Source organism: Candidatus Marsarchaeota archaeon (genome assembly GCA_023473665.1).
Lineage (GTDB): Archaea > Micrarchaeota > Micrarchaeia > Micrarchaeales > Micrarchaeaceae > JAMCYM01.
Genome location: JAMCYM010000002.1, coordinates 26,325 through 52,044, shown reverse-complemented (window position 1 = coordinate 52,044; position 25,720 = coordinate 26,325). Strand labels below are relative to the sequence as shown.

The 25,720-nt window shown below is 54.7% G+C and carries 23 protein-coding genes; 13 read left to right on the top strand and 10 right to left on the bottom strand.

The genetic code is table 11. The features are described from left to right. Positions 1 to 24 precede the first annotated feature (24 nt). The 11 genes from M1158_01000 to M1158_00950 all read left to right on the top strand — a co-directional run bounded on the left by M1158_01000 (position 25) and on the right by M1158_00950 (position 12,614). The gene (locus M1158_01000; protein MCL5099686.1) at positions 25 to 2,271 is read left to right on the top strand and encodes a hypothetical protein; all 2,247 of its coding nucleotides are present in this window, start codon (positions 25 to 27) and stop codon (positions 2,269 to 2,271) included. 7 nt (positions 2,272 to 2,278) lie between these two features. Continuing rightward, positions 2,279 to 3,232 (top strand): VIT1/CCC1 transporter family protein, encoded by a 954-nt coding sequence (locus M1158_00995; protein ID MCL5099685.1) that lies wholly within the window; start codon positions 2,279 to 2,281, stop codon positions 3,230 to 3,232. 124 nt (positions 3,233 to 3,356) lie between these two features. Continuing rightward, entirely contained in the window at positions 3,357 to 3,950 is a 594-nt protein-coding gene (locus M1158_00990) for a hypothetical protein (protein MCL5099684.1), read from the top strand. Beyond that, the gene (locus M1158_00985; protein MCL5099683.1) at positions 3,947 to 4,723 is read left to right on the top strand and encodes a nucleotidyl transferase AbiEii/AbiGii toxin family protein; all 777 of its coding nucleotides are present in this window, start codon (positions 3,947 to 3,949) and stop codon (positions 4,721 to 4,723) included. Before M1158_00990 ends, M1158_00985 begins: the two co-directional genes overlap by 4 nt. A 95-nt stretch (positions 4,724 to 4,818) precedes the next feature. Further along, positions 4,819 to 5,235, top strand: a complete 417-nt coding sequence (locus M1158_00980; GenBank protein ID MCL5099682.1) for an HIT family protein — start codon at positions 4,819 to 4,821, stop codon at positions 5,233 to 5,235. Positions 5,236 to 5,244: 9 nt separating this feature from the next. Then, complete coding sequence (locus tag M1158_00975) at positions 5,245 to 6,165, top strand: hypothetical protein (protein MCL5099681.1); 921 nt, start codon at positions 5,245 to 5,247, stop codon at positions 6,163 to 6,165. A gap of 86 nt (positions 6,166 to 6,251) precedes the next feature. Next, a complete protein-coding gene (locus M1158_00970; protein ID MCL5099680.1) occupies positions 6,252 to 6,731 on the top strand; it encodes a PadR family transcriptional regulator in 480 nt (159 codons plus the stop codon). After that, on the top strand, positions 6,728 to 7,312 hold the full coding sequence (locus M1158_00965; GenBank protein ID MCL5099679.1) for a methyltransferase domain-containing protein: 585 nt from the start codon (positions 6,728 to 6,730) through the stop codon (positions 7,310 to 7,312). The genes M1158_00970 and M1158_00965 overlap by 4 nt, the downstream gene beginning before the upstream one ends. Positions 7,313 to 7,363: 51 nt before the next feature. Continuing rightward, on the top strand, positions 7,364 to 7,630 hold the full coding sequence (locus tag M1158_00960; protein MCL5099678.1) for a UPF0147 family protein: 267 nt from the start codon (positions 7,364 to 7,366) through the stop codon (positions 7,628 to 7,630). A 5-nt stretch (positions 7,631 to 7,635) separates the two neighbouring features. Next, positions 7,636 to 9,159, top strand: a complete 1,524-nt coding sequence (locus tag M1158_00955; GenBank protein ID MCL5099677.1) for a DNA-directed DNA polymerase II small subunit — start codon at positions 7,636 to 7,638, stop codon at positions 9,157 to 9,159. Beyond that, positions 9,156 to 12,614, top strand: coding sequence for a DNA polymerase II large subunit (locus tag M1158_00950; protein MCL5099676.1), 3,459 nt, complete (start codon positions 9,156 to 9,158; stop codon positions 12,612 to 12,614). The genes M1158_00955 and M1158_00950 overlap by 4 nt, the downstream gene beginning before the upstream one ends. Before the next feature lie 541 nt (positions 12,615 to 13,155). Here the strand turns inward: M1158_00950 and M1158_00945 are convergent. Further along, positions 13,156 to 14,004 (bottom strand): LamG domain-containing protein, encoded by an 849-nt coding sequence (locus M1158_00945; protein MCL5099675.1) that lies wholly within the window; start codon positions 14,002 to 14,004, stop codon positions 13,156 to 13,158. Between the two features lie 219 nt (positions 14,005 to 14,223). Next, complete coding sequence (gene polX / locus M1158_00940; GenBank protein MCL5099674.1) at positions 14,224 to 15,951, bottom strand: DNA polymerase/3'-5' exonuclease PolX; 1,728 nt, start codon at positions 15,949 to 15,951, stop codon at positions 14,224 to 14,226. 71 nt (positions 15,952 to 16,022) lie between these two features. Here polX and M1158_00935 point away from each other — a divergent pair, with 71 nt between their 5' ends. Beyond that, on the top strand, positions 16,023 to 16,610 hold the full coding sequence (locus M1158_00935; protein MCL5099673.1) for a hypothetical protein: 588 nt from the start codon (positions 16,023 to 16,025) through the stop codon (positions 16,608 to 16,610). A 146-nt stretch (positions 16,611 to 16,756) separates the two neighbouring features. Here the strand turns inward: M1158_00935 and M1158_00930 are convergent, their stop codons facing one another. The 3 genes from M1158_00930 to M1158_00920 form a co-directional block, all read right to left on the bottom strand. After that, a complete protein-coding gene (locus M1158_00930; protein ID MCL5099672.1) occupies positions 16,757 to 17,332 on the bottom strand; it encodes an Hsp20/alpha crystallin family protein in 576 nt (191 codons plus the stop codon). An 82-nt stretch (positions 17,333 to 17,414) separates the two neighbouring features. Then, positions 17,415 to 18,464 (bottom strand): flap endonuclease-1, encoded by a 1,050-nt coding sequence (gene fen, locus M1158_00925; protein MCL5099671.1) that lies wholly within the window; start codon positions 18,462 to 18,464, stop codon positions 17,415 to 17,417. A gap of 8 nt (positions 18,465 to 18,472) precedes the next feature. After that, positions 18,473 to 18,916 carry a multiprotein bridging factor aMBF1 gene (locus M1158_00920; GenBank protein MCL5099670.1) on the bottom strand — a complete coding sequence of 148 codons (444 nt, stop codon included), beginning with the start codon at positions 18,914 to 18,916 and terminating at the stop codon, positions 18,473 to 18,475. 84 nt (positions 18,917 to 19,000) lie between these two features. Between M1158_00920 and M1158_00915 the strand changes: the two genes are divergently transcribed. Further along, the gene (locus M1158_00915; GenBank protein ID MCL5099669.1) at positions 19,001 to 20,482 is read left to right on the top strand and encodes a site-2 protease family protein; all 1,482 of its coding nucleotides are present in this window, start codon (positions 19,001 to 19,003) and stop codon (positions 20,480 to 20,482) included. A gap of 4 nt (positions 20,483 to 20,486) precedes the next feature. Here M1158_00915 and M1158_00910 read toward each other — a convergent pair whose 3' ends face one another. From M1158_00910 to M1158_00890, 5 genes are all read right to left on the bottom strand, one after another. Continuing rightward, positions 20,487 to 21,239 carry a metallophosphoesterase gene (locus tag M1158_00910; GenBank protein ID MCL5099668.1) on the bottom strand — a complete coding sequence of 251 codons (753 nt, stop codon included), beginning with the start codon at positions 21,237 to 21,239 and terminating at the stop codon, positions 20,487 to 20,489. After that, positions 21,236 to 23,923 carry an ATP-dependent helicase gene (locus M1158_00905; GenBank protein ID MCL5099667.1) on the bottom strand — a complete coding sequence of 896 codons (2,688 nt, stop codon included), beginning with the start codon at positions 23,921 to 23,923 and terminating at the stop codon, positions 21,236 to 21,238. Before M1158_00905 ends, M1158_00910 begins: the two co-directional genes overlap by 4 nt. Positions 23,924 to 24,061: 138 nt before the next feature. Further along, entirely contained in the window at positions 24,062 to 24,421 is a 360-nt protein-coding gene (locus tag M1158_00900) for a 4Fe-4S dicluster domain-containing protein (GenBank protein MCL5099666.1), read from the bottom strand. An 83-nt stretch (positions 24,422 to 24,504) separates the two neighbouring features. Beyond that, complete coding sequence (locus M1158_00895) at positions 24,505 to 25,173, bottom strand: 30S ribosomal protein S5 (GenBank protein ID MCL5099665.1); 669 nt, start codon at positions 25,171 to 25,173, stop codon at positions 24,505 to 24,507. Between the two features lie 4 nt (positions 25,174 to 25,177). Beyond that, complete coding sequence (locus M1158_00890; GenBank protein ID MCL5099664.1) at positions 25,178 to 25,720, bottom strand: 50S ribosomal protein L18; 543 nt, start codon at positions 25,718 to 25,720, stop codon at positions 25,178 to 25,180.

The window sequence follows — 25,720 nt, the reverse complement described above, 5'->3', positions numbered from 1 at the left end:
ATTATTGCTGAAATTGGGAGTCTGATGGAAGGGCAGGAGCATACCGAAGGCAATAACGCGACTGCTAGACCGAGCCAGGGCAGGGCTCTCACTAGCAGATACGTCGTGGTGGCGCTGCTGGCGCTGGTGGTAGTGCTTGCAGTGTATATGAGACTTGGCATGCTCGGCTATCAGGGTTTCTTCGAACCAGACGGCTTCTTCCATTACGCCGTGATAAGGGCCGCAGTTGCAAACCATCTTGCCATACCTATGACGCTCAGCCTGTCCGGCTTCCCTGTTCACAACAACATCACCGAGCCCCTTGGCTTTTACTTCATGACGCTCGTTCCTTACGCGCTGCTCATGCACTCCGTCAGCTACTATACGATACAGAGACTGGTGCCGGTGCTCTTCGGCGTCCTTGACGCGATCGGCGCGTTCTTCCTCATGAGGCACCTGGCGAAGAGCAACGTGCTGGCCTTGGCAGGCGCATTCTTCGTGGCAGTATCATCGGGCGACATAGCGCGCACTGCGGCGCTGGTCTACAGGGGCGACGGCTTCATAACAATATTCATGATCGTGGCTTTGCTGCTGATGCTCAGGTCGATAGAGTCTGGGAACATGAGGCGCAAGGCGCTCTGGGCTGTAGGAGCTGCATTCATACTTGGCGTCGGCACCATGGTTTGGGGCGGGGCGCCCTATACCGTAATAGTGTATATATTTGGAGTGATGCTTCTCGTTTCCTACGGCTTCATCACGGCGAAGAGAGAGCTTTTGGCAAGCGGCGTAGTTCTGTCGCTGGCGTTGCTTGTAACTTATGCGATGCAGCACATGTGGATGGCGCTGCGCATAATACGCGGCCAAGAGGCGCTCTCCAGCACGCACTTCCTGATATTCTATGCGCCGCTGCTTGCTGGCGCAGCTCTGCTCTGGTACATAGTGGCGAAGCGCGAGCGCTTCGCTGCCATTGCAATGAACGCCAAGAGGCGCCTCGGGTTCCTGGTAGCAATTGCATTTATTGCATTGATAGCAATCGTTGGACTCTTTAGCTCCTACTTAGTTAGGATAGCTGGTGGAGACGGCCTGGTCGTGGCCAACTCGGCACTTAACCTGACCATACAGGAATTGCAGAAGCCCACGTTCGCATTCCTTTGGGGCAGCTTCGGCTTCGCGCTCTTCCTGGCGCCGATAGGCGTGCTGCTGTACCTCTTCGGCGCGCACAGGCTGGGCAACTACGCATACAGCATAGTTGGCAAGGCCAAGCTCAGCATAACGCCCGCCTTCCTGCTCATGCTCAGCTACTTCATAGTGACCGGCTATCTGCAAGCCAACGCCATAAGGTTCAACTCGCTAGTCGCAGTGCCCATAGCCGTGTTCGCGGCCTACGGCGCATGGGGCATATACGTGCTTCTCTCTAGAGCTACAGGAAAGCTCAGGAAGGCGCATCTCAATATTGTATATACCGGGCTGATAATAGCCCTGCTGGCGTATGGCACGCTTCTTGCAGCGGCAGAGTCTTACACGGCAGTGCAGGCCGACGACATCAACTCGCTCTTCCTGCAGGCGATGACATGGCTCAAGACCAACACGCCGAGCAACGCGACCGTGCTTGCGGTGTGGCCCGACGGCTCGGTGATTGAGGGCTGGGCAAATCGCACGAGCGTCACGGACAGCGTCGGCGGCCAGAACTCGCAGCTCATAGCAGGGTTTGCTGACTTCATACTCAACGACAGCCCTGACGTGCAGTACCTTTATGCGACCCATGAGCCGCAGTACCTGGTTGCGAGGGGCTACTGGTACAGCGAGTTCGCGGGCATAGCGCAGGAGGGCAACGTCACCAACGCCACAGCATACGGCTACAGCGCGCTTACCGGGCTCAACATAGTCAACGTGACGAACGGCAGGGAGTACGAGTTTTCGAGCTCCTCCTCGCCATACAGGGCGGTGCTGCTGGCTAACACCAGCGGGGGCATCAGCGCGGGCATAGGGCTGAGCAACTCCTCGCAGCTCACCAGGATAAAGAGGGTCATGCTGTACAATGCAGATACGGGCAACTATACCTTATACAACGCGACGCTGCCTTCGCTGAACTACACGCTGCTGGTGTCATATGCCAACAGGACGATAACTGGCGGCACCATACTTGGCCCGAAGCTCTTCTCGAGCAACGCGTTCAAGTTCACGTTCACGTGCACAAACGTATCGTGCAGCTACGGCAACGGCACTAACGTATCGATGCAGCTTGTCTACCAGAATTCTGACACGCGCATATTCAAGATAAACTACTCTTAGTGGCACGATGACGAGCGAGCGCATAAGGCACATAGAGGAGGAATTCCTCAGGGACGAGCTATCGGATTACGCGCTGTACGAGAGCACCGAGAGGCACGAGAAGGATCCGGTGCTCAAGAAGCTCGTAGGAAAGCTCAAGAAAACAGAGCTGCGGCACGCAATGGTTTGGGCCGGGCTCCTTGGCATAAAGGACGTGAGAAGCCTGGGCATGCCACTGTCAATAAGGATGAAAGTAAGTCTGTACGTGCTGGTCAGGCGGTTCATGGGCATAGCCTTCGTGACAAAGCTCCTTGAGAGGCATGAGAGCGAGGGCCTCAACGGCTATAAGTTGCTGGCCGAAGGGGAGGGCTTCAGCCCCGCTGCGCTCGGCAAGATACGCAGCATAATAAAGGACGAGGAGGAGCATGAGAAAGTTCTGCTCATGCAGACCCAGAAGCACGAGGCTATGCTCAACTACACGCGCTCGATCGTATTCGGAATGAACGACGGCCTTGTTGAGATACTTGCGGTAATTGCCGGGGTGGCGATGGTCGCAACTACGAGCTTCGTGGTCGCGCTCACGGGCATAATAGTGGGCATAGCCGGAACGCTCAGCATGGCAGCAGGCGCCTACATATCGTCAAAGTCGGAGAAGGTCGTGGAGCACGCGCTCGAGAAGGAGCGCGCAATGCCGACGAGCCCAAGGAAAGAGGCATATTACACAGGCATCTTCTACTTTGTCGGGGCGCTCATAGCGACATACCCGTTCATACTTGGCATTTCTGGCTATGCAGGCATTGCAGTTTCAGTCGTATCGGTTAGCGCGGTGCTGGCGATAGCCTCGGCGCTCATCGCGGTAATGAGCGACACGGGTATAAGGACGCGCGTGCTCGAGATGATCTCGATATCGCTAGGCACGGCCTTCGCCACTGCACTGATAGGCTTCGTCGTGAGGACAGTGTTCGGCGTAGTGATAACGTAGCGGTCTTGAAGTATATATGTATCAATACATATCATTTGATATTTAACGAAACACGTAAATATTTTGCGCATGCAATCTATATGTGCAAACCAGCGAATTTATTGGGTTCCTTAGGGACAATCATATGCCGGTGTTCAGCGTAAAGGATGCAACAAAGATACTGAGGAAACCCAAGGAATACACTTGGCTTTTTCTGAACAGATGCGTAAAGCAGAACAAGGTAGGCAGAGTCCAACGGGGCCTATACTATCTGAAGGAAAGGTCCAACGAATACGAGGTAGCATCAAGCATAGTGGCGCCGTCATATATAAGCCTCGTTTCGGCGTTGGCGTACTATGGGTTTACGACGCAGATACCAAATATGGTATATGTGGTTTCGACTAAGAGGCATAGGGCCGTGAGGGACGTGATGGGGTATGATATTTTGTTCAAGCATATCTCAAAGGGCATGATGTTCGGCTATCACAAGGAAGCTAATGGCAACATATCGATAGCAGATCCGGAGAAGGCGATAGTCGACATATATTATTTCAACGATGTCAACGACCTTGACGAGACAATGCTCGACAAGCCGAGCAGGATAGACGTTGGAAGGCTCGCAGAATATGCGTTGATGAGCGGCAGGAAGACAGTCATTTCGCGTACGGCCGAACTTCTCGCCGAGCACGGCTATAAGAAAGAGGCAAGGCTGCTTTCGCAGGCTGGGATGGCGAAATGATAGACAAGGAATCGCTGCTTGCTGCCTGGCACTACGACCAGCCGTATCAAGCTGAAAAGGATTACATCCAGGAAATGGCGCTATCAGGCATATTCAACTACATGGGCAGCATTGTATTCAAAGGAGGCACTGCGTTGTCCAAATTCTACGGCTCTCCGCGATTCTCAGACGACCTGGATTTTTCTGTCGTACCCGGCACGATTATTGGCAGGCTTGCCAAAGAAGTCGATAGGGTTGTTGGTTCATTGAATGACGAGTATTCGACAAGAGTTATGAGAAAGAAGAACGCTAAGGACATGCTGGTATGGGAGCTGAGCATAAGGGGGCCGTTGTTTGGCATGCTGAACAAGTACCAGCACCTCAAGATAGAGATAGACAAAAATTCCTCTGTAAGGGAAACACTAGGCAAGGTTAGAAGGAACCCAGTATACAAAGATTTGAGGCCGTATCTTGCCCTGGTCATGAACGAGAAGGAGATTCTGGCTGAAAAGGTGGTGGCCCTGCTGTTTAGGCATAACATTAAAGCCCGCGACCTATACGATTTGAGCTTCCTGTTAGGCAAGCGCGTATATGTAGACGCTGGCCTCATAGACGAGAAGATGCGCGAACATGGCCATATGTTCTCTTCAGAGCGGTTCCACAACAGAGTCGATGCACTGGCAAATGTATGGGACAGGGAGCTGAAGAGGCTTCTGCCCAAGGACAAATTTATAGGTTATAAAACGGCCAAAGCCACAGTTGTTGAAGGCTTCACAGAAGCTGGCATGGTATAGGCACTGTGGTGTTTGGTGCCATGGTAACGAAGCAATGCCCGCGAATGCCTAAAACTATTTAGCTTATCTTTTCCATAATTGAATTGGGTGGTGCGGTGGAAAAGAGCACGCAGAAGGACGTCTTCTGCAGGGAGGAGATAATAGGCAGTTCGACAGTGGTGAAAGTCGGCAGTGCAAGAATAGTGCTTGCGATGGACGGCGTAGCGCCGTACCACATGCTTGTAATTCCGATAAGGCACGCCGAGCAACCAAAGGAGCTGAGCAGCAAGGAGATCAACGACATCTTTGAGGCGGTGCATAGGGTCGAAATGTTCTACAAGAGCAAAGGCATAGACGGCTACAAAATAATGCGCCTGAGCGGCGCTGCTGCAGGCCAGACCATACCGCACATACACTGGCACATCATACCGGGCACGAGCGACTTTGTAACGGGTCCGAAGCAGAGGAAGATACATTACGCGCCGGAAGAGCTGGGCAAGGCTGCAAAGGCGCTGGCGCAAGAGTTCGGATGAGCTGATCGGATGTTTGATTATGAGTACTGGGGCAACAGCACCCTGAGCATAAAGCAGAACATGGCGCTCGAGGAGTACCTGCTCGCAAGGTCAGAATCGAAGAATGTTGCAACAGTGCGCTTCTGGAACGTCGAGAAAGACGCGGTGGTCTTGGGCTACGGCGAAGATGCATCAAACATCAAGAAGCTTGACAGCAGCTTCGACATCGCGAGGCGCATAACCGGAGGCTCGCATGTGCAGTTCGACAGCAGCTGCATCGCCTATTCGTTCACTGTGCCGAGGGACGGAAGCTTCAGGCATTTCGAGGACATGAGGAAGTACTTTGCGCAGAGCATATACGACGCGCTCGCAGAGCTCGGCGTGGACGACGTGCGGGTCGACAACAGGGCGTCAACGATAAACGTCAACGACAAGGTAATAGCGAGCCATGCGATATTCTGGGGCGTGAAGAGCGCGCTCATGCACGGGCTGCTTCTCATAGACAAGTATAACGTAGACAAGATACTCGAGCGCGTGGCGCTAAGGGAAAGGAGGATAGGCAATGGTACCTACGCAGAGTATTCGGCGCTTGCAAACGCGCCAAACATGATAAGTGTACTGGGCAAGTGCCTTGATAGCGTGGACCATGCCGAGAGGAATGCATACGCAAAGAAACTTGCAGTGGACGAAATACTCAAGCAGGTTACAGAAGGCAAATTCTCTGGCAAGCTTCCCAGCCAAGGCACGCTAAGCGATGCGGAGGCCCTCACCAGGGCGCGTCATGCCGGCGAGCCGTGGTTCATTGAAAGGCGTCCGCCCTACACAGAAGAGGAAGTAGAATCGATACCAGGAGAGGAGCTCAGCGGCGCGCTCAAGAAAAACCAGGGCTACTGCCTGTACATACAGGTACCCGACAGGGACTTCGCGAAGATGGCGCAGCCCAGCGAATGACCGCCATTGGATATCGCACATGCAGCGCAAGCCTTAAATATCTATTTGATATCTAAATAATATCAAATTGATAACGAAGTGATATAATGAGACCACACAGGATGTACGGGCATGGATCAGGATATGAGGACGACGAAGAGTATGGCGAGCGTGGGGCAGGCTACGGCGGCCGCGGCGCCGGCATGCACATAGGCGGCTTCAGGTCAAGAGGCATAAAGTACTGGGCGCTGTACCTGCTCAAGGACAAGCCGATGACAGGCGCGGAGATAATGGACGCGATGGAGTCGCAGAACATGGGCTGGTGGAGGCCTTCGCCTGGCTCAATATACCCGATGCTGAACGAGCTCGTCCAGGACGGCGTGCTGAGCCGCGGAGAGGACGGCAGGTATGCTATGACTGACAAGGGCCTAGAAGCCATGGGCATACGGAAGGACAAGGGCTTCTACATGGAGCGCGCGCTTTCTGAGCTCGAGGGGCTTGTAGACTACCTGCAGGACAACAGGGATCTGCTCGACAAGTACAAGGACAGGGTAAAGAAGCTCAAGGACAGGATAGACAAATTATGACCGACATGGCAGAAGCTACTAGGCATGGCAGCCATGCGCACTGGGCCTGGGGCTCGGCAACTCCGGAGAGGCTGGCCCTCATGGAACTCGTAGTCAACGGCATAGAGCGTGATATTGCAGGTAAAGATGTCGTGGACCTGGGCGCTGGCGATGGCAGCATAACAAAGATTATCGCGAAGCATGCCAGAACAGTATATGCGGTTGACAGCGACCACAAGCTCAACAGCTTGCTTGCCAAGAACTGCGCAGACATAAAAAACATTGTGCCGGTGCCTTCCGACAGCAGAAGGATGGCGCTGGATGACAGCAGCGTTGACGTGGTATTTTCGAGCAGCTCGTTCCATGATCTGCCTGAGGGCTACGAGCACGAGATAGCACGTGTGCTTAGGGACGGCGGCACGACAATCGTATTCGATTGGAAAAGGGTGCGTACGGAATTCGGCCCACCCATGCAGATCAGGCTTGATGCAAAAACCGTAGAGAAGCGCTTTGCTGCCGTTGGTCTCGTCAAAATCATGGAGAAGGGCTACGGCACGCATTACCTATTGGTTTTCAGAAAGCCGAAAATCGCAAATGCATAAATAGGTTTTCGGGAAACTACTACAGTAGGAACTTAGTTCTAGGTGAGTTTCATGGGGAGTGACAAGCAGGCAGCCGACGCTATAGTCCAGATAAACGTGCAGATGGATTCGCTCATAGGTGACACGAGCGTGCCGAAGAATGTCAGGGGCGCAGTAACTGATGCTAAAGCGAAGCTGAACGAAAGCGGCGACGTGATTGTTAGGGTATCGGCGGCCATATACAGCCTCGACGCGGTGAGCAACGACATCAACCTGCCGGCGCAGGCGCGCACCGTGATATGGAGCATATTGAGCACGCTTGAATCAATCAAGCAGTAACGTTCATGGAAGACCAAGAGCTCGCGCGGCTTGTGGGGGAACTCGCCGCGAAGCTTTCGAAGTACGGATTGCTGCTGGCCGCAGACGTAGACGCATCTCCTATCAGGGGCATAGACCTCGATGCGCTGGCATCAAGGCTCGCAGGTCTCGGCAAGGAGGGCGAGCTGGTTGTGGTGGGCAACGAGCAGCTGACCGAGACCGTGCAGGGCATACTCAACGAGAAGGTGCCGATGCCGATAGAGATAGATAGGCCCCTGGAGTTCAAGCCCTTGGCTGCCGAGATAGATGCCGATTACGCAATACGCAACAGGCAGGTCGAGCACGCACACGGCTCCGTAAGCGATTTCGTGGATTATTTCAATGACAGGCTGAGGCGCATGCGCACCATAATGGCCCAGCACGTTGCGCAGATGGGAAATGCGCTGCAGAACCTTGAGGCGCTGAAAAACTACGCCAGCGGCCGCGAGGTTTACATCATGGGCCTCGTGTCAAGGAAATTCACGACGAAGAACGGGAACGTGCTCGTCGAGATAGAGGACGAGACCGGCAGCGCCAAGGTCATGTTCATGAACGGCACCTCGCAGGCAGCGAGAGAGCTGTTCGAGAAATCGGCCTTGATAATAAACGATGAAGCCGTAGCAGTCAAGGGCAAGATATCCGGGCCATTCGTCATAGCGAACGAGCTCATATGGCCCGACGTGCCCATAAGGACGCCGAAGCGCATCGACGACGGAATTGCCATAGCCTTCGTATCGGACGTGCATGTCGGCAGCAAGCTCTTCATGGAGAAGAACTTCTCGAAGATGATAGGATGGCTCAACGGCGATGGCTCTGGCAGGCGCAGCGAGCTCGCCGGCAGGGTCAAGTACGTTGTGGTGGGGGGCGACATAGCCGACGGCATAGGCGTGTATCCTAACCAGGACCGCGACCTCGCGGTGCTCGACATGTATACGCAGTACAGGATGTTCTTCGAGTACATGGACGCGATACCCGACTATATCCACGTGTTCGTGCTTACGGGCAACCACGACGCGGTACAGCGCGCGGAGCCGCAGCCGCCGCTCACCCAGGAACTGATAGGGAGCTTCAAGAAAGATAATGTGCACATGGTGTCAAATCCCAGCATGCTCAGGCTCCACGGCCTTGACGTGCTGGCCTATCATGGCACTTCGCTCGACTCAATAATAAGCGCGGTGCCGAACATGAGCTACGCTAGGCCGGAAAGGGCGATGATAGAGATATTGAGGAGGCGCCACCTGTCGCCGATATACGCGGGCAACATAGTGGTGCCGTCAAAGAGCGACGGGCTGGTAATAGATACTGTGCCGGACATACTCCACATGGGCCACATACACAAGAACGGCACAGCCAATTACCACGGCGTTGGCATAGTGAACAGCGGCACATGGCAGGCGCGCACTGATTTCCAAATAAAGCAGGGCCACATGCCGACGCCGTGCATACTGCCGGTTTACGACACGAAAAGCATGACATTCGAGAGCATAGACTTCAGCCAGGCCATCGCATGAACACCAACGAATACTTCGAGCTTTTCTCAAGGGACTTCCAGAAGGCGTACGGCGTGGCAGCGAAGGCGCGGTCCTTAGGCTATGATCCTGAAGCTGAGGTAGAGATACGGCCTGCGCCCGACTTGGCGGCGAGGGTAGAGGGCATAATGCGCATAGACGGCCTGGCTGAAATAGTGCGCAGCAAGGCGAACGGGAAGTCGAGGCCTGAGCTCGCGTTCGAGATGGTAAAGGAGCTGTGCACTAACGAGCGCTTCGTGATGCCCAACGACAAGCGCCTGCTCATGGCAGTCAGGGTAGGGCTCGCTGTGATGACAGAGGGCGTGCTCGTGGCGCCTACGGAAGGCGTGCAGGGCGTAGAGCTGCACAGGAATGCAGACGGCAGCGACTACGCGGCGGTGCTCTATGCCGGGCCGATAAGGGGAGCTGGAGGCACGGCCGCGGCGCTCTCTGTCGCGTTTGCGGACTACGGCAGGAAATTGCTTGGCATAGGCAACTACAAGGCCCAGCAGAGCGAGATAGAGCGCTACATAGAGGAGATACAGATCTACGACGCGAGGGTAGCGAGGCTGCAGTACAAGCCGCCGGAAGAGGACATACGCTCCATACTAGAGAACTGCCCGGTCTGCATAGACGGGCTTCCGAACGAGCAGCTCGAGGTCAGCATACGCAGGAACATACAGAGGCTCGACGGCGAAGGCAAGACCGTCATGCTCTCGAATAGGATACGCAGCGGCGTGTGCCTGGTGACGTGCGAGGGCATAGCCCAGAAGGCGAAGAGCGTGCTGAAGCACACGAAGAATGCGGGCCTTGACTGGGGCTGGCTGAACAACGTGATAAAGGTCGAGAAGCACGTGAGCGCGCAGCCTCAGGACAAGGCAGAGGAGAAAAAGGACGCCGTGTTCTTGCAGGAGCTGGTAGCAGGCAGGCCCGTATTCGCATATCCGGAGCATGCGGGCGCGTTCAGGCTGCGCTACGGAAGGAGCAGGCTCACGGGCATAGCCGCGAAGGGCTTCAGCCCTGCCACAATGTGCATCCTTGACGACTTCATAGCAGTTGGGACGCAACTGAAGGTCGAGAAGCCCGGCAAGGGTTGCATTGCGATGCCTGTCGACAGCATAGAGGGGCCGTTCGTGAAGCTCGATACCGGCGAGGCCTTCAGGATTAACGATGCGAAGCAGGTGAGGGACCTGAAAGGGCATATAAAGAAGATACTGGCCGTGGGCGACGTGCTCATAACATACGGGGACTTCAAGAAGACCAACACCCCCATGCTGCCCTCCAGTTACGTAGAAGAATATTGGTATGCGCAGCTGCGCGAATCCGGCTATAGTGGAAGCATGCCGGCAGTAAAAAGCTTCAAGGACGCATACGAGCTGTCCAGCAGGTATGGGGTGCCTATGCACCCGCTCTACATATACGACTACGATGATGTTGGAATAGCAGGTCTTAAGGACCTGGCCGAGACGATGCTCGGGGCCAAGATTGAGGCTGATTCCGACAGCGTGTTCGACGTGAAGAGCATAGCCATAGGGGGCGATGACACCGCGAAAGCGCGCGAGGCCTTCGAGAGCATGTGCATACCGCACATCGACAAGGGCGCAAGCATAGAGGTGCACGGGGACGATGCGCAGAGCCTGCTCTGCGCCCTAGGTTTCGCTAAGGACGGCAAGCTTAGAATAGACGCAAGCGTGCTTGAGAGCTACAGTGCTGGGAAGGAAGCGTTGGATGTGCTAAATGCGGTAGCGCCGTTCACGATAATGAGGCGCTCGACGAGGATAGGCGGCAGGATGGGCAGGCCCGAGAAGGCTAAGGAGAGGCTCATGAAGCCAGCGCCTAACATACTCTTCCCGGTTGGGGAATACGGCGGCAAGGAGAGGAGCCTGTCGAAAGCTTATGCGCAGGAATCCAGAAAGTTCGGATCTCCCGGCATAACTGTAGAGATGGCGCGTTACAGGTGCAAGGAGGGCGGGGAGTACATCAACGGCCCTTACTGCCACAAGCACGGCAGCAGGGCTGAAATCATGTACAGGTGCAGGAGCTGCGGCGCGCTGGTGACCAGCAAGACATGCGACAGATGCGGAGGAATAGCAGAAGCGAGCGAATCCAAGACCATAGATATAGTCAGCGAGATAAACGAGGCGCTGGCCAATCTCAGCATATCCGGAATGCCGAAGCTGGTGAAAGGCGTCAAGGGCTTAATGAACGGCGACAAGGTGGCCGAGCCTTTGGAGAAGGGCATACTGCGGAGCATAAACAATGTCTACATCTTCAAGGACGGCACCGCAAGGTTCGACGCCACAGACGCGCCTATGACGCACTTTTACCCCAAAGAGATCGGCACAGGCATAGAAAAGCTGAAAGAGCTTGGTTATACCAAAGACTACACCGGCAGCGAGCTTGTCGATGAAAATCAGCTGCTCGAGCTGAGGCATCAGGACGTCGTGCTGAACATGAGGGGCGCGCAGTACATGCTCAGGGTGGCGGAGTTCGTTGACTCGCTACTCGAGAAGTACTACAAGCTTGAGCCGTTCTACAGGGCAGAGAGGATAGAAGACCTAATTGGCCAGTATGTGGTTACATTGGCGCCGCATACTTCAGCGGGCGTGCTCAACAGGATAATAGGCTTCACCGAGGCAAATGTCGGCTTGGCGCACCCGTATACGATATCGGCGCGCAGGCGCAACTGCGACGGCGACGAAGACACGACAATGCTGCTCCTTGATGCGCTGCTTAATTTCTCGAGAAGCTACCTGCCAACGACAGTAGGCGGCACGATGGACGCGCCGCTCATACTATCGGTAAACATAAGGCCGGAGGAAGTCGATGACGAGGTGCATGCGATGGAAGTAGTGCAGGGCTACGGGCTCGGCTTCTATGACAAGAGCATGCAGTACGTGCCGCCCGGGGAGATGAGCGTGGAGCTCGTGGGCAACAGGCTAGGCAGCGACGGCGTGTTCAGCAATCTGGACTTCACGCATGCGAGCGGCATAGGCGCAATAGCAGAGTCACCGAAGAAGAGCTCCTACACGACATTGAAGACCATGCAGGAAAAGATAGAGATGCAGTTCGAGCTCACCGACAGGCTGTGTTCTGTCGACAGGAAGGACACGGCGCGCAGGCTGATACTCAGCCATTTCATACCTGACTTAATGGGCAACCTCCATTCCTATTCAAGGCAGGAGTTCAGGTGTGTGAACTGCAATGCGAAGTACAGGCGCGTGCCGCTGATAGGCAAGTGCACGCGCTGCGGCGGCAAACTCTTGCTCACGATCTCGAAGGGGGGCATAGAAAAATATCTTGACACCGCAATTAAGCTAGCCGACAGGTACGACCTTGAACCTTACATCAAGCAACGCATCGCGCTCTTAAAGGACGAGATAGAGACTGTGTTTGGCGGCATAGGCGCAGTGCAGGAAGTCCCAGACAGGCAGTTCAACTTGTCGAAGTTCCTGTAAATCGTGCATTTTATATTTTAGTTAATTCAATAAAAATTGTATAATAAACATAATCTTTATTATCAATGTATCTTATTTCAACGTTTGCAAGCACGGGTTAGTTTCTTTGTTGTTATTTATGTCATATTAATTATCATATTTGATAATGAGATATACAAAAATCTATATCTTGCATGCGCGGAATAAAGCAATGAAGACCTCGGGATTCAACTCGTATTTATCAAAGAATGGCATACGCGTGATAAGAGTAGTTGATGCAGCGAGAATCATAGGAAAAAGCAAGAACTATGCCTCTCTTTTTCTGCACTGAAACCGACAGCAGGAGCGCTAAAAGGTGCAATCCTCGGAGTTGAAAAAAAAACATGGCCGCACCTAAAGCCTTTTGTAAGACACCAACTCGAAGATTAGGCATATGTTAGCAAGCAGGTCTCAAAGGCGCTAGGTAACGCAGGTATGTTATGATACAAGTGCATGATCAAGCCTGAACTGGAACATGAATTCCAGGAAAGCAGGTCAATATCTCGAAGTTTTAGTAGCGACATCATGGCGCGACGTATCCAGAGTCCCACGACGATGTATATATAACATTAGCAGCTATGCCATTAAGGTTATCACCACTGTAATCAGTGGGGTTGCCGTTGAGCGGCCACCAGCCAACAAGATTTTGCAGTTTAATAGGCGGGCCGCCTATGCCTTCTTTATAGATGGCTTGGATGCCTGGTTGCGAAAGGGATGTGTTGTAGATTTGGACATTTGATATGTCTCCAGACCATTCATCTCCGGCGCTTCCGTCCCATCCAATATAGGATGTGCCCGACAGTATGCTTGGAGTCCCGGTTATAGCGCATGTGCCAGATGTACCATCAATAGTCCATCCCATTGTCTTGCTTGTGCCTCCTGTCCAGTTCATTGCCACGAAATACCATTTCCCAGCGCTAACAGGCTCACCAGTGTTACAGTTATCGCCATAGAATCCTACCTGCAAAGTGCCTGAGCTTGTCCATATGTGGGCCGATTCATCAGTTGCTGCAGTTCCCTCTTGCACTATTACATTAGTTCCGGAGGTTGACGATGCCATAATCCATGCAGTCAGCGTGAGTGGCATTGTGGCCTTAAGCATGTTTGTTGAGGGCGTCGTTATATAGCTCACACCACTGAACTGAGCCACGAACTTTGGCTCTTCGCTGTTGCACGGTCCCTCAGTACTTATGAACTGCGTGCTGCCGGGGCCATATGGCCTGTAGACGCTGCAAGCACCAGGCTGGGCTCTAGGCGCAAACGTGTTTGGATTGAATACGCCAGTGGCATAGAGCGCTGCAAGCACTACTGCTATTATTAGGATGGCCCAGCCGTAGGTCATCAGGTATTCCATAGCGCTTTGCGCTTTCATTGCATGCATGGTCGACTCACTTACTAGCACGAACTGCCGATTGCCTAACAGCTATCATACTTGCACGCAAGTCATTTATTATTTCCTCTTTTGGCAATGCATCAACACCCAAAGTTGCTGGATCGTTTTTGAACGCTTCATAATGATTGCAATGTGCTTTTCCCGTTGGCATGTTTCCGGATTGCAGGTTTATTGCTTGGGCAACTGCATGTGCAACGCTCATTTCTTCAGCAGGCGCCTGAGCTTCTCGAGAGGCAGTGCGTTGGCTACGCGCTCCTTTCCAAGCCAGCCCCTGCGTGCTGTGCCTATGCCGTACCTCAACACTGAGTAATGGGTAACGTTATGCCCGTCTGAATTTATCGCGAACGTCACATTTCTCTTGGATGTGCTAAGTATGTTGGTGTCATTGAGGTCCAGCCTCAATGGATACGCGTTTATCTCGAGCATAACGCCGTTCCTTTCCGCCGCTTCTGCGACAGCCGCTAGATCGAGAGGATACGCCTCGCGCACGCCTATTACCCTGCCAGTAGGGTGGGCCAGAATGTGCATAAGGCCCGAATCCATTGCAGTAACGATGCGCTTGGTCATCTCGCGCTCAGGCATGTTGAACGCTGAATGCACTCCGCCAACAACGCAGTCCATGCTCATGAGCGCCTTCCTTTCCAGATCAAGGCTGCCGTCCTTCAGTATGTCGACCTCTGCGCCCTTCATGATCGTGAAGCTGCCGTTGTACTTGTCGTTGAGCCTGTCGACCTGCTCGAAGAACTTCGCGAATCCCTTCTCGTCCATGCCCCTTGCCACGCGCAGGCTCTTCGTATGGTTTGTGGTAGCGATGTACTTGAGCCCTGCTTTGACGGCCGCATCGGCCATCTCTTCCAATGTGTTGTTACCATCTGTCTCTTTCGTGTGCGTATGCAGGTCGCCCTGGAGGTCGCCCAGCTCTACGAGCTTAGGTAGTCTGTGCTCGAGCGCTAGCTTTATCTCGCCGCGGTCTTCGCGCATCTCAGGCGGCACCCACTCCATGCCGAGCTTGGCGTATATCTCGCGCTCGTCCCTGCTCGCTATAATCCTGTTTTTCCTGAACAGGCCGTACTCGTTCAGCTTGTAGCCCTTCGCTATTGCTATCTTGCGCGTCGCTATGTTGTGCGCCTTGCTGCCCGTGAAGTACTGCACGGCAGCGCCGAAGCTCTCCGGCTTTATAACGCGGAGGTCGCACGTTAAGCCGATCTTGAGCTGCACTGTGGTCCTTGTAGGCCCTTTTGACACCGTGCCCATGACCATGGGCAGCTTCTCAAAGAAGTCCATGACCGGCTCGCCCTTCCTAGAAAGCGCCAGTATGTCGATGTCGCCAACGGTCTCGCGCATCCGCCGCGCAGACCCTGCCACAAGCGCATCCTCAACAAGCCTGCTGCCGAGGAGCGCCTTCACGATGGATTCGGCTTCCGGCAGCGCCTCGCCTAGAGGCATCCGTGTGCCTGCTGCCTCAAGCAGCCTGATGCCATTTGCTATCGATTGCTCGCTTTTCTCGCCGAAGCCCTCCAGCTCGCGCACCTTGTGCGCGGCTACGGCTTTCTGCAAGTCGGCAAGGTCCCTAATCTTGAGCTTCCTGTAAAGGAGCATTGCTTTCTTTGCCCCCATGCCTTCCAGCTTTGTGAGCGACTTGAAGTCGACAGGGTATTTCTTCTTCAGCGCATCGTACTTCCTGATATGCCCGGTCTTAAGGTATTCCTCTATGTGTCCGGCTATGCCCTTGCCTACGCCAGGCAGCTCCATGAGCGCCTTCGTTCCGCCGCGCCTGTATATGTCCTCTATGTCCTCCTGCAGGCCCGATATGTTCAGTGCGGCCGTCTGGTACGCCCTGACCTCAAACCGCGATGTTTTTGTTTCCTCTATGCTGAGCATGGCTGCTATCTCGTCGAATATTTCTGCCAGCTCCTTGTTCCTCATTGCTACGCCCCTGCTGCCGATCTAATAGAACAAGGAACCATTTTATCCCTTTCCAGCGCAGTATGTGATGTATGGCGATTGATGCGCAGCCTATGGCCGAAAGGCAGGGCGATTTGGGCCAGCTCTACCTGGCCGTGATACAGCGCTACAAGGATTACATAGAGGAGCAGGAGAGCTTGTCCGTAGCGGAGCTGCCCACGCTTGTGACGCCGAACAATGAAAAGGTAGCTGCAAAGGCCAAGGAGGTAATGGACGACTTCGACCATTACACCTATGAGGGCAGCTTCTACGACGCTAGCGTGGAGGCGCTGGAATTCGTGAGAGATAAGATTGCCGATGCGACGCTGCCGCTCCAGTTCTGGCTCTCGCCGGCCGACACGCTGACGTTCGGCATGGGTGATATTGTTGACAAGTGCGTGCTGCTGTGCAGCCTGCTCATAAAGCTTGGCAATCCTTCGGCCAAGGTGCTGATGAGCATCAGGGACAGCACCAGGAACGTGCTGGTGTACTACGAATACAGCGGCAAGCTCTATCTGCTTGACATGAAGGACGGCATAAGGGAACTGCCAGGCAAGGACGCGATGCTGAAGGCGCTTGGGATAGACGAGAATTCGACCGCCTATGAGTTCAACGACAAGATGTATGTAGACATCGTGTGAGCTCAGCGCCGCATCACTGCCTTGAGCCGCTTCCTGTGCGGCTTCCTGATGCGCTTGAGCTTCTTGGCGCTCCTGTACCTCTTGCCGATCTTCCTGTTCGATTTCGTAACCCTCTTTTGCATGAAAACACCTACAGAAGAAGCATTTCAAGATACCTTTATAATAGCCTTTCCATGGCGCTTGCCGTCAAGCGGTGCAGTGATCTCGAGCACGCCGTTGGTGTAGTGCGCGACCGCTGCTTGCGGATTTATGCTGCCTGACAGCTCGAGCTTACGATCGAATGGCCCGTACCTGGTTGAGGCCTGTATCGTTAATGTATTGCCATTTGCCGTAACCTGTATCGACTCCCTGGCAGCGCCGTTCATTTCAGCTGTCACAGACGCGACGCCGTTCCTCTCAGACACGTCGACAAGCGGCTCCCTGTCCTTTGGGTATTTGTTTATCTGCTCTAAACTGCTCGCCGTGGGGCCCTGTGGTACTTTATTGCGCGTGCGGCGCTGCGCGTCTTGCTGCGGTTGCGGCGGCGAAGAGCTGGCGCTGATGTCCTCTATCACTGCAACGCCGTTCTCTATGCGCAGCCTGAACGACAGCACAATAGGCACGTCGAACTTCTCGAACTCGGGAAATTCTTTGGAGAGGTCCTTTATTATGCTGCTGAAGAGCGTGTTTATGTCAGGGACCGCACCGAGGTCTATCTTCATGCTTCCCCCATTCTTGGCCATTTGGCATCCTCCAGAGCTTACTTTCCTTGCATTGCTTTAAATAACGAACTGGTCGTTTCTTGGGAAAAGGGTTCATAGCGTTTTACTTGACCCACGATGAGATGCCGGCCTGCCGCGCGGATCCCTTTCGCTTCTCCAGAAGCTGCGCGTACTTTGCGACACGCTCCCTGCTGAAGCCGTGCTCGTCGCACATGAAGCGCACTATGCCGTCCGCATCTGCCTTTGAGTCGAGCGCAGCAGAAATGTACGACCTTTCCAGTTCTGTAACCTCAGGATTCATGAACAGCTGCTCGACCTCTGCTACGTCGAGCTCGAACTCCCCGCCCTTCGACTTCGCGAAGGCCTTTATGTCTGCCAGGCTGCTCGCTGCCTTGGCCGCCTTGAGCGCCGTCTTAGGGCCGACGCCCTTTATGCCCTCGTTGAAGTCCGTGCCTATCAGTATGCCTACCCATATGAGCTGCTTGCGGGTTATGCCGAGGCTCGAAAGCGTCTCGTCGAGGTTCACGAGCTCCGGCTGCACCTCTATGTATATGTTCTTCTTTGGCAGCTTCCTCCTTCCGGAAAGCGCCAGGTTGCGCACCACGTTCTTTGAGCCGAAGAGCAATGTGTCGTAGTCCTGGCTGGCCGCGGCATACGCCAGGCCATGGGCGCACATGTAGCTCGCTTGCGCCTCGCCCTCGCTGGGCGCGTTTATGTATGGCACTCCCATAAGCTCGAGGAGCCGCTTCGACGACGCAACTATTGCTTTGTCGACCCTTGAGCTCTGCTGGGCGTAGGAGCGCGCCTGCTCTACGGCGCCTGCTTCCTTCGCCTGCTGCCACGCTTCGTATGCGGATGCGCGCCTCTGCATGCGCGCCTCTATGGTCTTCTGCTTGAGCATCGAGGGCACGCCGTCAAATACGTATATAGGCTTGACGCCGTGGTCTATCAGCTCTATGGTGCGGTAGAAAAGCCCGGACAGATGGCTGGTAACGTTCCCGTTCTGGTCGGTGAGGAGCGTCCCGTCAGGCTGCCTTATTATCGAAAGGAACTGGTAGAGCACGTTGTAGGCGTCGACCGCTACCACGCGGTCGTTCAGCTCATCGACAGTTATCTTGCGCCTTACCACCAGCTTGCTCAGGTCGACTGCCATTTCAACGCCTAGCCCACGAAGTCCCCTAGAGTAGCGTTCTCCTTGCCGCGGCGCGCGCTCTCCTGCGCCTCGGCGGGCGGCTCCTCCAGAAGCCTTATGCCCAAGGCCTTCTCGAGCTTCTTCACCAGGGCCTCTGGCGGCGCTGTCTTCTGCTCCTCCACCCTGGAGAGGAATGTCTCCTTCTCGTTGAGCATCTCAGCCAGCACCTTCAGAGGTATCTTCATCGCCTCGCGGCCGCTCCTTATCCTTGCGCCATAGTCATCGACAAGCTGGAGCTCTCCGTGTTGCGCACGCGGCGCACTCCGGGGCTTTGACGTTTTAATTGGCACAGACGCATCCCTTATCACCTTCTTGCCCTTGGCGCACTTCGGGCACACCCTCAGCTCTACGCCCTCCACATCAACGACATACACGCGTTCGGTAGGCCGGCCGCACAGCTCGCAGTCCTCCATCAAATCCCCCAATAGGTTTTCCTGCCAGCTTCTATAAATCCTTTTGCCTCCCAAATATAGGTGCGTTGCTACAGCTGATTCCTCATGCTAGATAAAAATAGCCACATTGACGGCAGGCTGAGATATGCTTCCGGAGCCGCTGTGGCCATCGTAACGATTGCAGCCCTTTACTACCTGTATTTCGCATCGTATCTTGGCGCTGCGGTGCAGTGGATCGGTGCACTTGTGGCATTGGTGCTCAGCGGCACCGCCATCAAGACGATATTCTCGCTGCACGGCGGTTACGGAATGTACATGCTGAGCGGCTCCCGCGGCATAGCGACTGTGCGCAGGATCGCAAAGAGCCATTCAGGTTTCTGGCAAGCGCTTGCCCTCTGGGGCATAGTGCTGGGATTCGGCGTGCTGGCTTACCCTCTGCTGAAGGGCAGGATAAGCAAGCGCCTCTATGCTGTGGGCTTGGTGTCGCTCTTCATTATCATGTTCTTCGTGCTGCCGCTCCTTAGCTACTCGGTGCTGTTCATAAACATAGCCCCGCTGCAGAGGTATGTGCCGGCGGCGCAGGCGCTGCCTTCCCCATCGTCATACGTTGCAGAAGCGTTAAGCGGAGGCGTGTCAGAATACGCGCTCCATGCTGCCACATTCATAGCAGGATTCTCAGGTTACATGTTCTACCTGCTGGCCCTCAATTCCTACAACATACTGAACTCGGTGGTTGCGTCAATCAGCACCTCGTCGCTTGCCCCGCTGTCGAGCCAGGTGCCAGGCGTAGCGCCGCTCATACCTGGAGTAGACACGCCGCTCTTTGCGGGCATAATAGCGCTGGTCGTCATACTCATATTCCATGAGATGTCGCATGGCGTGCTGGCTGCGATGTTCAAGGTCAAGCTGAAGTCGGTCGGCCTTCTGATGTTTGGCCTGATACCTGTAGGGGCCTTTGTAGAGCCGGAGGAGAAGCAGGTGGCCAAACTGCCGGCAATCCAGCAGAACGAGATACTCGCCGCAGGGGTATCGTCGAACTTCCTGCTCATGCTCGTGTTCCTTGTGCCCATGGTGGTCATGATACCTTACATGGTGCAGCACGTCTACCAGCAGAGCGTTGTCATAACCGGCACCATACCTGGCTATCCGGCCTACAACGTGATAAAAGTGGACTCGCAGGTGATATCGTGGAACGGCTACCGCGTCAGCGACCTGGCCGGCTTCGAGGCATTCGCGTCAAACGAAAGCCCAGGCTCTGTCATCAACATAGCTACCAGCTCAGGCTCGTACGAACTGACGTCGATGCGCTCAAACATCTCTACGCACGGCTTGATAGGCATAGAGGTAGGCGTAGTGACAAAGGCCGTAACGCCTAACCTATGGTACAAGTCGGTGTATTTCCTGTACACGCTGTTCGCGCTCCTGTTCATGCTGAACTTCCTGGTAGCGGTGGTCAATCTGCTCCCGATACCGGGCCTTGACGGCTGGCGCATCTATGCTACCAGCGTGAAAAACAGGCGCATCGTCAGGGTGCTGACAGCGCTCGTGGTAATCTTCCTTCTTGTTAACGTGCTGCCGTGGATATGAGGATTCAATCGGCGTATGCAGCTTCGCGCAACTGGCCTATCGTGCCGAAGTCGATGGTCGAGCCGTACCCTATCGCTATCGCATGCATGCTCTCTATATCGGCATGCCGAAAGATTGGCGACAGGAGCTCATCCTTGCTGTGAAGGTTTATCTCAGTGCCGGACGCAAAGTAGTTTATGGCTGGCAGCACCAGCAGGCGCTTGCCTTTGTACGAACCGTACAGGAAGCACCTCAACTTTTCCTTCCTGCCTATGGCATTGTATATTGCTATGGCGGGATGCTCGTGCCCCATCACAAGCAGCTTGGCCTTTGATGGTATTTTCGACGGAAGCTCTTCGCCATGGAAGAATAGGTAGCCGTCTATCATGGCTTCCTGCCTGTAGATTTCGAGCTTGAACGGCTCTTTGTAGCGCTCGACAAAGTTGTCGTGGTTGCCCTTTATCAGGACGAGATGCACGCCCTTTGACTTGGCGAACTGTATAAAGTCGTAGAGTTCGTTGAACTCTTCTATGTCGACTGTAGAGAACTCGTTCTTTATGTCGCCATCGATTATTATGCTGCGCGCTCCTGTCTTAAGCAAGGCCTTTGAGAGCATGTCCGTCATCTTCCTGAAGTTGACCTTAGGCACCATGGTGCCGCCCTTGGCCATCACGCCCTCGTATCCAAGGTGCATGTCAGCTACAGCCAGCGCGTTCATGCTCTTTATGTGCGCTATCGGCATGCCTTCCAACAGCTCTATGTCACTGTTGAGCATCATTTTGCTGCACCGTTTATGCGCTTCATCACAAGCCTGTGGAGCTTCTTCAGGTATGCCTGCCTGTCCTTCATTAGTATGACGTCAGCATGGCCGAACGTCAGCATGCTGTGCGCGAACGGGCTGGGGCTCGGCGTCTTGATTATGTCGTATGTTATGGCGCCGCTCTTCAGGCCCTCAAGCACCTCGCTCGTCCGCGGAAGGTCCATCACTTCGTCGAGTATCTCCCTGTAGGTCTCTCGCAGTATGGGAAAGTCCGGATCGATGCTCTCTACTGCGCTTAGCAGCAATTGCGCATTGATCTGCTGCCTTCCCACAGGCAGCTTATAGCCCTTGTAATTTCTTAGTATCATGAAGCTGCGTGCAGCTACGTGCCTGAAGCGCCGCCTCATCAGCTCGGTCCTTCTTATGTTGCTTTTTAGCAGCTGCCGTGCGTCTGATTTCATTGCCATGCTTATCGCTTTGGCCACCTGCCCGCCAAGGGAGCGCTTGCTTTTCTCGATGCTCAGAACGAAGCCGTTGTCATTTATCATTACCCCTATGTCCTCGTTCAGGATGTCGCCCAGCTCTATCGCAATTATCCTAGAAAGCGCGTCGTTGACGCGCCTCCCGAACAGCGAGTGGAAGACTATGTAATCTGAATCTGAGTCTTCCTCCGAAGTCTCCTCAATTAGAATGAACCTGTTGTTCGGCACTGCGCCCGCAAACAGCACCTGCTCCACGAAATAGCCGAATATGGCGTGCCGCGCATTGGCGTCTATTGGCATCGCTTTGAGTAGCGCATCGACGTTCTTCGGTATTGTACCTCGTTTTAGAAAGGCCATCATGCCGGTCTGCCTATTGCTGCTCGTAGATGCGCCTATCGCGTCTGCCATGCCCTTCCTGAACTCGCCTATCGCATTGGCGAGCTCGAAGCTCAGCGGCAGCTGCTCAGAGAACCACGGGGGAATCGTCGGCGAGGCGCCCTTTGCTTCAGCCACATAGGCGCGCATGCCCCTGGCATGGTCAAACCGGTAGAGCCTGCCGCCCAGCGTGAATATGTCGCCAGGCTTCAGCTTGGTGAGGAACTCCTCCTCGATGTTGCCTATCCACCTGTCCGAGCCCATGAGGAAGACGTTGACAGCGACTTCATCAGGTATCGTGCCAAGGTTGAGCATGTATATAGGCTTTGCGAGCTTACCGCGCCTGCCGAAGACGCGTTCCTTATCGTCGTACCATATCTTGCCGTATACGTGCCTGCTCTCCAGGCCGACGTAGCTTCCGGCCAGGTAGGCCAGCAGGCTCATATACTCCTGTTTATCGAGATTCGAGAATGCGTATGCTCCCTTTATGACATCGTATGCCTCGTCTATATTCCATTTCTTGGTCAGCGACATGCCGACGATGTGCTGCGCCAGCACATCGAGCGGGTTCTTCGGCACCACGAACGCGTCGAGATGATGCTTGAGCGCCGCGTCGAGCATGACAGAGCACTCTACCAGGTCGTCGCGGTTCAGCACGATCATCTCGCCGTTGGCAACAGCCCTGAACGAATGACCGGCCCTGCCTATGCGCTGCACAGCCCTTGAGACGCTCTTTGGCGAGCCGAGCTGTATGACGTTGTCTATCGTGCCTATGTCTATGCCGAGCTCCAAGCTGGTCGACGACACCGCACACTTGAGGGCGCCCTTCTTGAGCAGATCCTCGACCTCAAGCCTCGAATCCCTTGACAGCGAGCCATGATGCGCCGCTATGTCCTCGCTGTAGCCGAACCTGCGCTTGATGTTGAAAACGACGCGCTCGGTGCCGCTCCTGGTATTCGTGAATATGAGCGTGGTCTTTGCTTTCTTTATTATCTTGTTTATCTCGTCATACATCTTCTTCTCGACTACTGCGCTGTCGGTGTATATCATGTCCCTGACCGGGCTCTTTGCAACTACATTGAGCTTCTTGCTCCATGATGCGTCGACCATTATGCAGTCCCTTGGGGCTCCGTTGCTATAGCCCACTAGGAACTTGGCCGCCTCTTCTTGCGGGTAGAGCGTTGCGCCGAGCCCTATGCGCACTGTGCCGTGGCCGATGAAGGACTCGAGGCGCTCCACAGACAGCGAGAGGTGCACGCCGCGCTTGTTGTTGGCGAGCTCGTGCAGCTCATCTATTACTATGTATTCGCACGTCTTCAGGTTTTCTGCATATTTCTCAGAGTTTATCAGTATCGCAAGGCTCTCGGGCGTCGTGACAAGTATGTTAGGGGGGTGCGCGAGCTGCCTCCTGCGCTCCTTTTGGTCCGTGTCGCCCGTTCGCACAGCTATGGTCACCTCACGGATGTTGCCCTTTATTATGTCGACGCCCTTCTGCTTCTTTATCATTGCGTATATCTCGTTGAGGGGCACGTTAAGGTTGCGGTAGATGTCGTTGTTGAGCGCCCTGAGCGGCGATACGTATATGCAGTAAACCTTCTCCTCCAGCTCGCCCTTTAGCGCCCTGTCGAACAGCGCACTCATTATCGATAAAAATGCGGACATCGTCTTGCCCGAGCCGGTGGGCGCAGAGACTATGAGATTGTGCCTTTCGGCTATGAGCTTGAAGGTGTATCTCTGGGGCGGGGTGAGCTCCGCGAAGTCTTTCTCGAACCATTTCCTGACGAATGGGTTGAGAGCTGCAAGGCTCTCCATGTCGCTGTAAGGCTCCCCTGCGTATTCTATCATTCCAGCACCAGAATGCGGCCGCGCTGCGGCATTACCAGTAAGGCGTAAAAGTTATTAGCGGTGCGTGTCGCGCGGCGCCAATCAGGTAAACGGGCACAGCTATTAGCGAAGCATGACATAAAGAAAATAGGGAAACGGCTAGGCGTATATAGACTTGTACTCGGTGCCGGTGTCGTCTATTATGTGTATGCACTCGCCCTCGCACTGTATCAGGCATGCCTGGCAGAGTATGCAGGCCTCGCCGTTCACTGCAACAGATATGCCGCCGCTTGTGCCGTCGTTCTCGTCTGCAAAGTGCTTGTGGCCGTCCTGGACGTCCTTCCACTTCTGCACTGTGGCCGGATCGCTCGTGCCCTTCCATTTGTGCTCTTCCGGTGCTACATCTGAATTGGCGCCCTCCATGTCCTTCCTGCTCTTCATCTCAAATACAGCCACAGGACACACGTCCTTGCAGTGCTGGCAGCCGGTGCACAGTGGTTTATCGACCCAAACCTTCATGCTAACACCATTAAACATTAACGAATCCGATAGTCAGTAGGTTTATATAAAACTTAGCCAGCGCAGGCATACTTGTTGTACAATTACTGCTTTGCGATTGCAGATGCCGGCAGGTTCTTCATGCTGATTATGTTCTCGAACGCGTTCTGCACCGCCATGAGCGTATTGTACTTGGTTCGCGTCCTGCCGGTTGAGAAGCTCCACACGTCCTTGACGCCAGCAAGCTGCAGCATGGTCTTGATCGGGCCGCTTGCAACTATGCCCAGGCCTCTCGGAGCAGGTTTGAGCAGCACGGACACGCCGCCGCACTTGCCCTTGACTGCGAACGGCAGGCTGTGCGGCTGGCCGCATGTGCACTGCCATGAGCCGCAGCCCAGAGCAACAGGCACTATGTTGCGCTTCGCGGCATTTATAGCCGAGTCCATGGCTGCCCTCACCTCGGTGTCCTTGGCCGCCCCGACTCCTACATGGCCGTGCCCGTCGCCTGCTACGGCCGTGACCCTGAACTTCTGCTTGCGGTTGTTCCTGGTCATGCGCTGCACGCTTGCTATGTCGATTATCTCGCTCTTTATCTCTGGCAGTAGCGCATCAACTATGCCGACTTCCTCTATGTGCTTGCCCATGGCGAATATCTCTTCTATGGACGTGATCTGCCGCGCCTTCACGGCCTTGCCGAGCTCGGTGGCCGGCTCCCACGCCTCTATGTTGAAGCGCTCCCTTTCATTTTCCCTACGCGGTGCAAATTTGCGCAATCAATCACTTGCTCAATATTTTTTTCTTCACTTCCTCAAAAAGAACGTCTATCTTGGCAGGGTCGATGCCTGCACTCCTGTACTTGGAGAACATGCTGCCCTGGCCTGCGGCCGAGGCCGCATATGCCGATATGTGCTTGCCGGCCAGCCTCACCGGATCGAACTCTATGGAGTTGATGAGCTCAAGGCCGCCGTCTGCGCATCCCTTGGCCGCTGCAAACAGCACGTTAGATTTTACAGGCTTGCTTATGCCAGTGTCGAGCACCACGCGCCCCACGCCATTCGCCTTCTGCTTTTTGGCCAGTAGCATCCCGGTCAGGTATGCGGTTGGAATGTTGCCTCTCGGCGGCCAGCCGAGCTGCGCGAGCTCCCTCGAGTGCGCGCTTGCAATGACCTTGTCGCCGTCCGGCTCGTATGCCACGAGCTGCGCGGTCACTGACCTGTTGCTCTTCCTTACGACTACGCGCAGCAGCCTTCCCTTGAGCAGCGCCACGCGCTTCTTGTAGTCGGTCAGCGACCTAGCGCGTCTTATTCTCCTTATCTTCAT

Coding starts and splice junctions, on each gene's coding strand:
- M1158_01000 (MCL5099686.1), top strand. CDS start 25: ATGGAAGGGCAGGAGCATACCGAAGGCAATAACGCGACTGCTAGACCG.
- M1158_00995 (MCL5099685.1), top strand. CDS start 2,279: ATGACGAGCGAGCGCATAAGGCACATAGAGGAGGAATTCCTCAGGGAC.
- M1158_00990 (MCL5099684.1), top strand. CDS start 3,357: ATGCCGGTGTTCAGCGTAAAGGATGCAACAAAGATACTGAGGAAACCC.
- M1158_00985 (MCL5099683.1), top strand. CDS start 3,947: ATGATAGACAAGGAATCGCTGCTTGCTGCCTGGCACTACGACCAGCCG.
- M1158_00975 (MCL5099681.1), top strand. CDS start 5,245: ATGTTTGATTATGAGTACTGGGGCAACAGCACCCTGAGCATAAAGCAG.
- M1158_00970 (MCL5099680.1), top strand. CDS start 6,252: ATGAGACCACACAGGATGTACGGGCATGGATCAGGATATGAGGACGAC.
- M1158_00965 (MCL5099679.1), top strand. CDS start 6,728: ATGACCGACATGGCAGAAGCTACTAGGCATGGCAGCCATGCGCACTGG.
- M1158_00960 (MCL5099678.1), top strand. CDS start 7,364: ATGGGGAGTGACAAGCAGGCAGCCGACGCTATAGTCCAGATAAACGTG.
- M1158_00955 (MCL5099677.1), top strand. CDS start 7,636: ATGGAAGACCAAGAGCTCGCGCGGCTTGTGGGGGAACTCGCCGCGAAG.
- M1158_00950 (MCL5099676.1), top strand. CDS start 9,156: ATGAACACCAACGAATACTTCGAGCTTTTCTCAAGGGACTTCCAGAAG.
- M1158_00945 (MCL5099675.1), bottom strand. CDS start 14,004: ATGAAAGCGCAAAGCGCTATGGAATACCTGATGACCTACGGCTGGGCC.
- polX (MCL5099674.1), bottom strand. CDS start 15,951: ATGAGGAACAAGGAGCTGGCAGAAATATTCGACGAGATAGCAGCCATG.
- M1158_00935 (MCL5099673.1), top strand. CDS start 16,023: ATGGCGATTGATGCGCAGCCTATGGCCGAAAGGCAGGGCGATTTGGGC.
- M1158_00930 (MCL5099672.1), bottom strand. CDS start 17,332: ATGGCCAAGAATGGGGGAAGCATGAAGATAGACCTCGGTGCGGTCCCT.
- fen (MCL5099671.1), bottom strand. CDS start 18,464: ATGGCAGTCGACCTGAGCAAGCTGGTGGTAAGGCGCAAGATAACTGTC.
- M1158_00920 (MCL5099670.1), bottom strand. CDS start 18,916: ATGGAGGACTGCGAGCTGTGCGGCCGGCCTACCGAACGCGTGTATGTC.
- M1158_00915 (MCL5099669.1), top strand. CDS start 19,001: ATGCTAGATAAAAATAGCCACATTGACGGCAGGCTGAGATATGCTTCC.
- M1158_00910 (MCL5099668.1), bottom strand. CDS start 21,239: ATGATGCTCAACAGTGACATAGAGCTGTTGGAAGGCATGCCGATAGCG.
- M1158_00905 (MCL5099667.1), bottom strand. CDS start 23,923: ATGATAGAATACGCAGGGGAGCCTTACAGCGACATGGAGAGCCTTGCA.
- M1158_00900 (MCL5099666.1), bottom strand. CDS start 24,421: ATGAAGGTTTGGGTCGATAAACCACTGTGCACCGGCTGCCAGCACTGC.
- M1158_00890 (MCL5099664.1), bottom strand. CDS start 25,720: ATGAAGATAAGGAGAATAAGACGCGCTAGGTCGCTGACCGACTACAAG.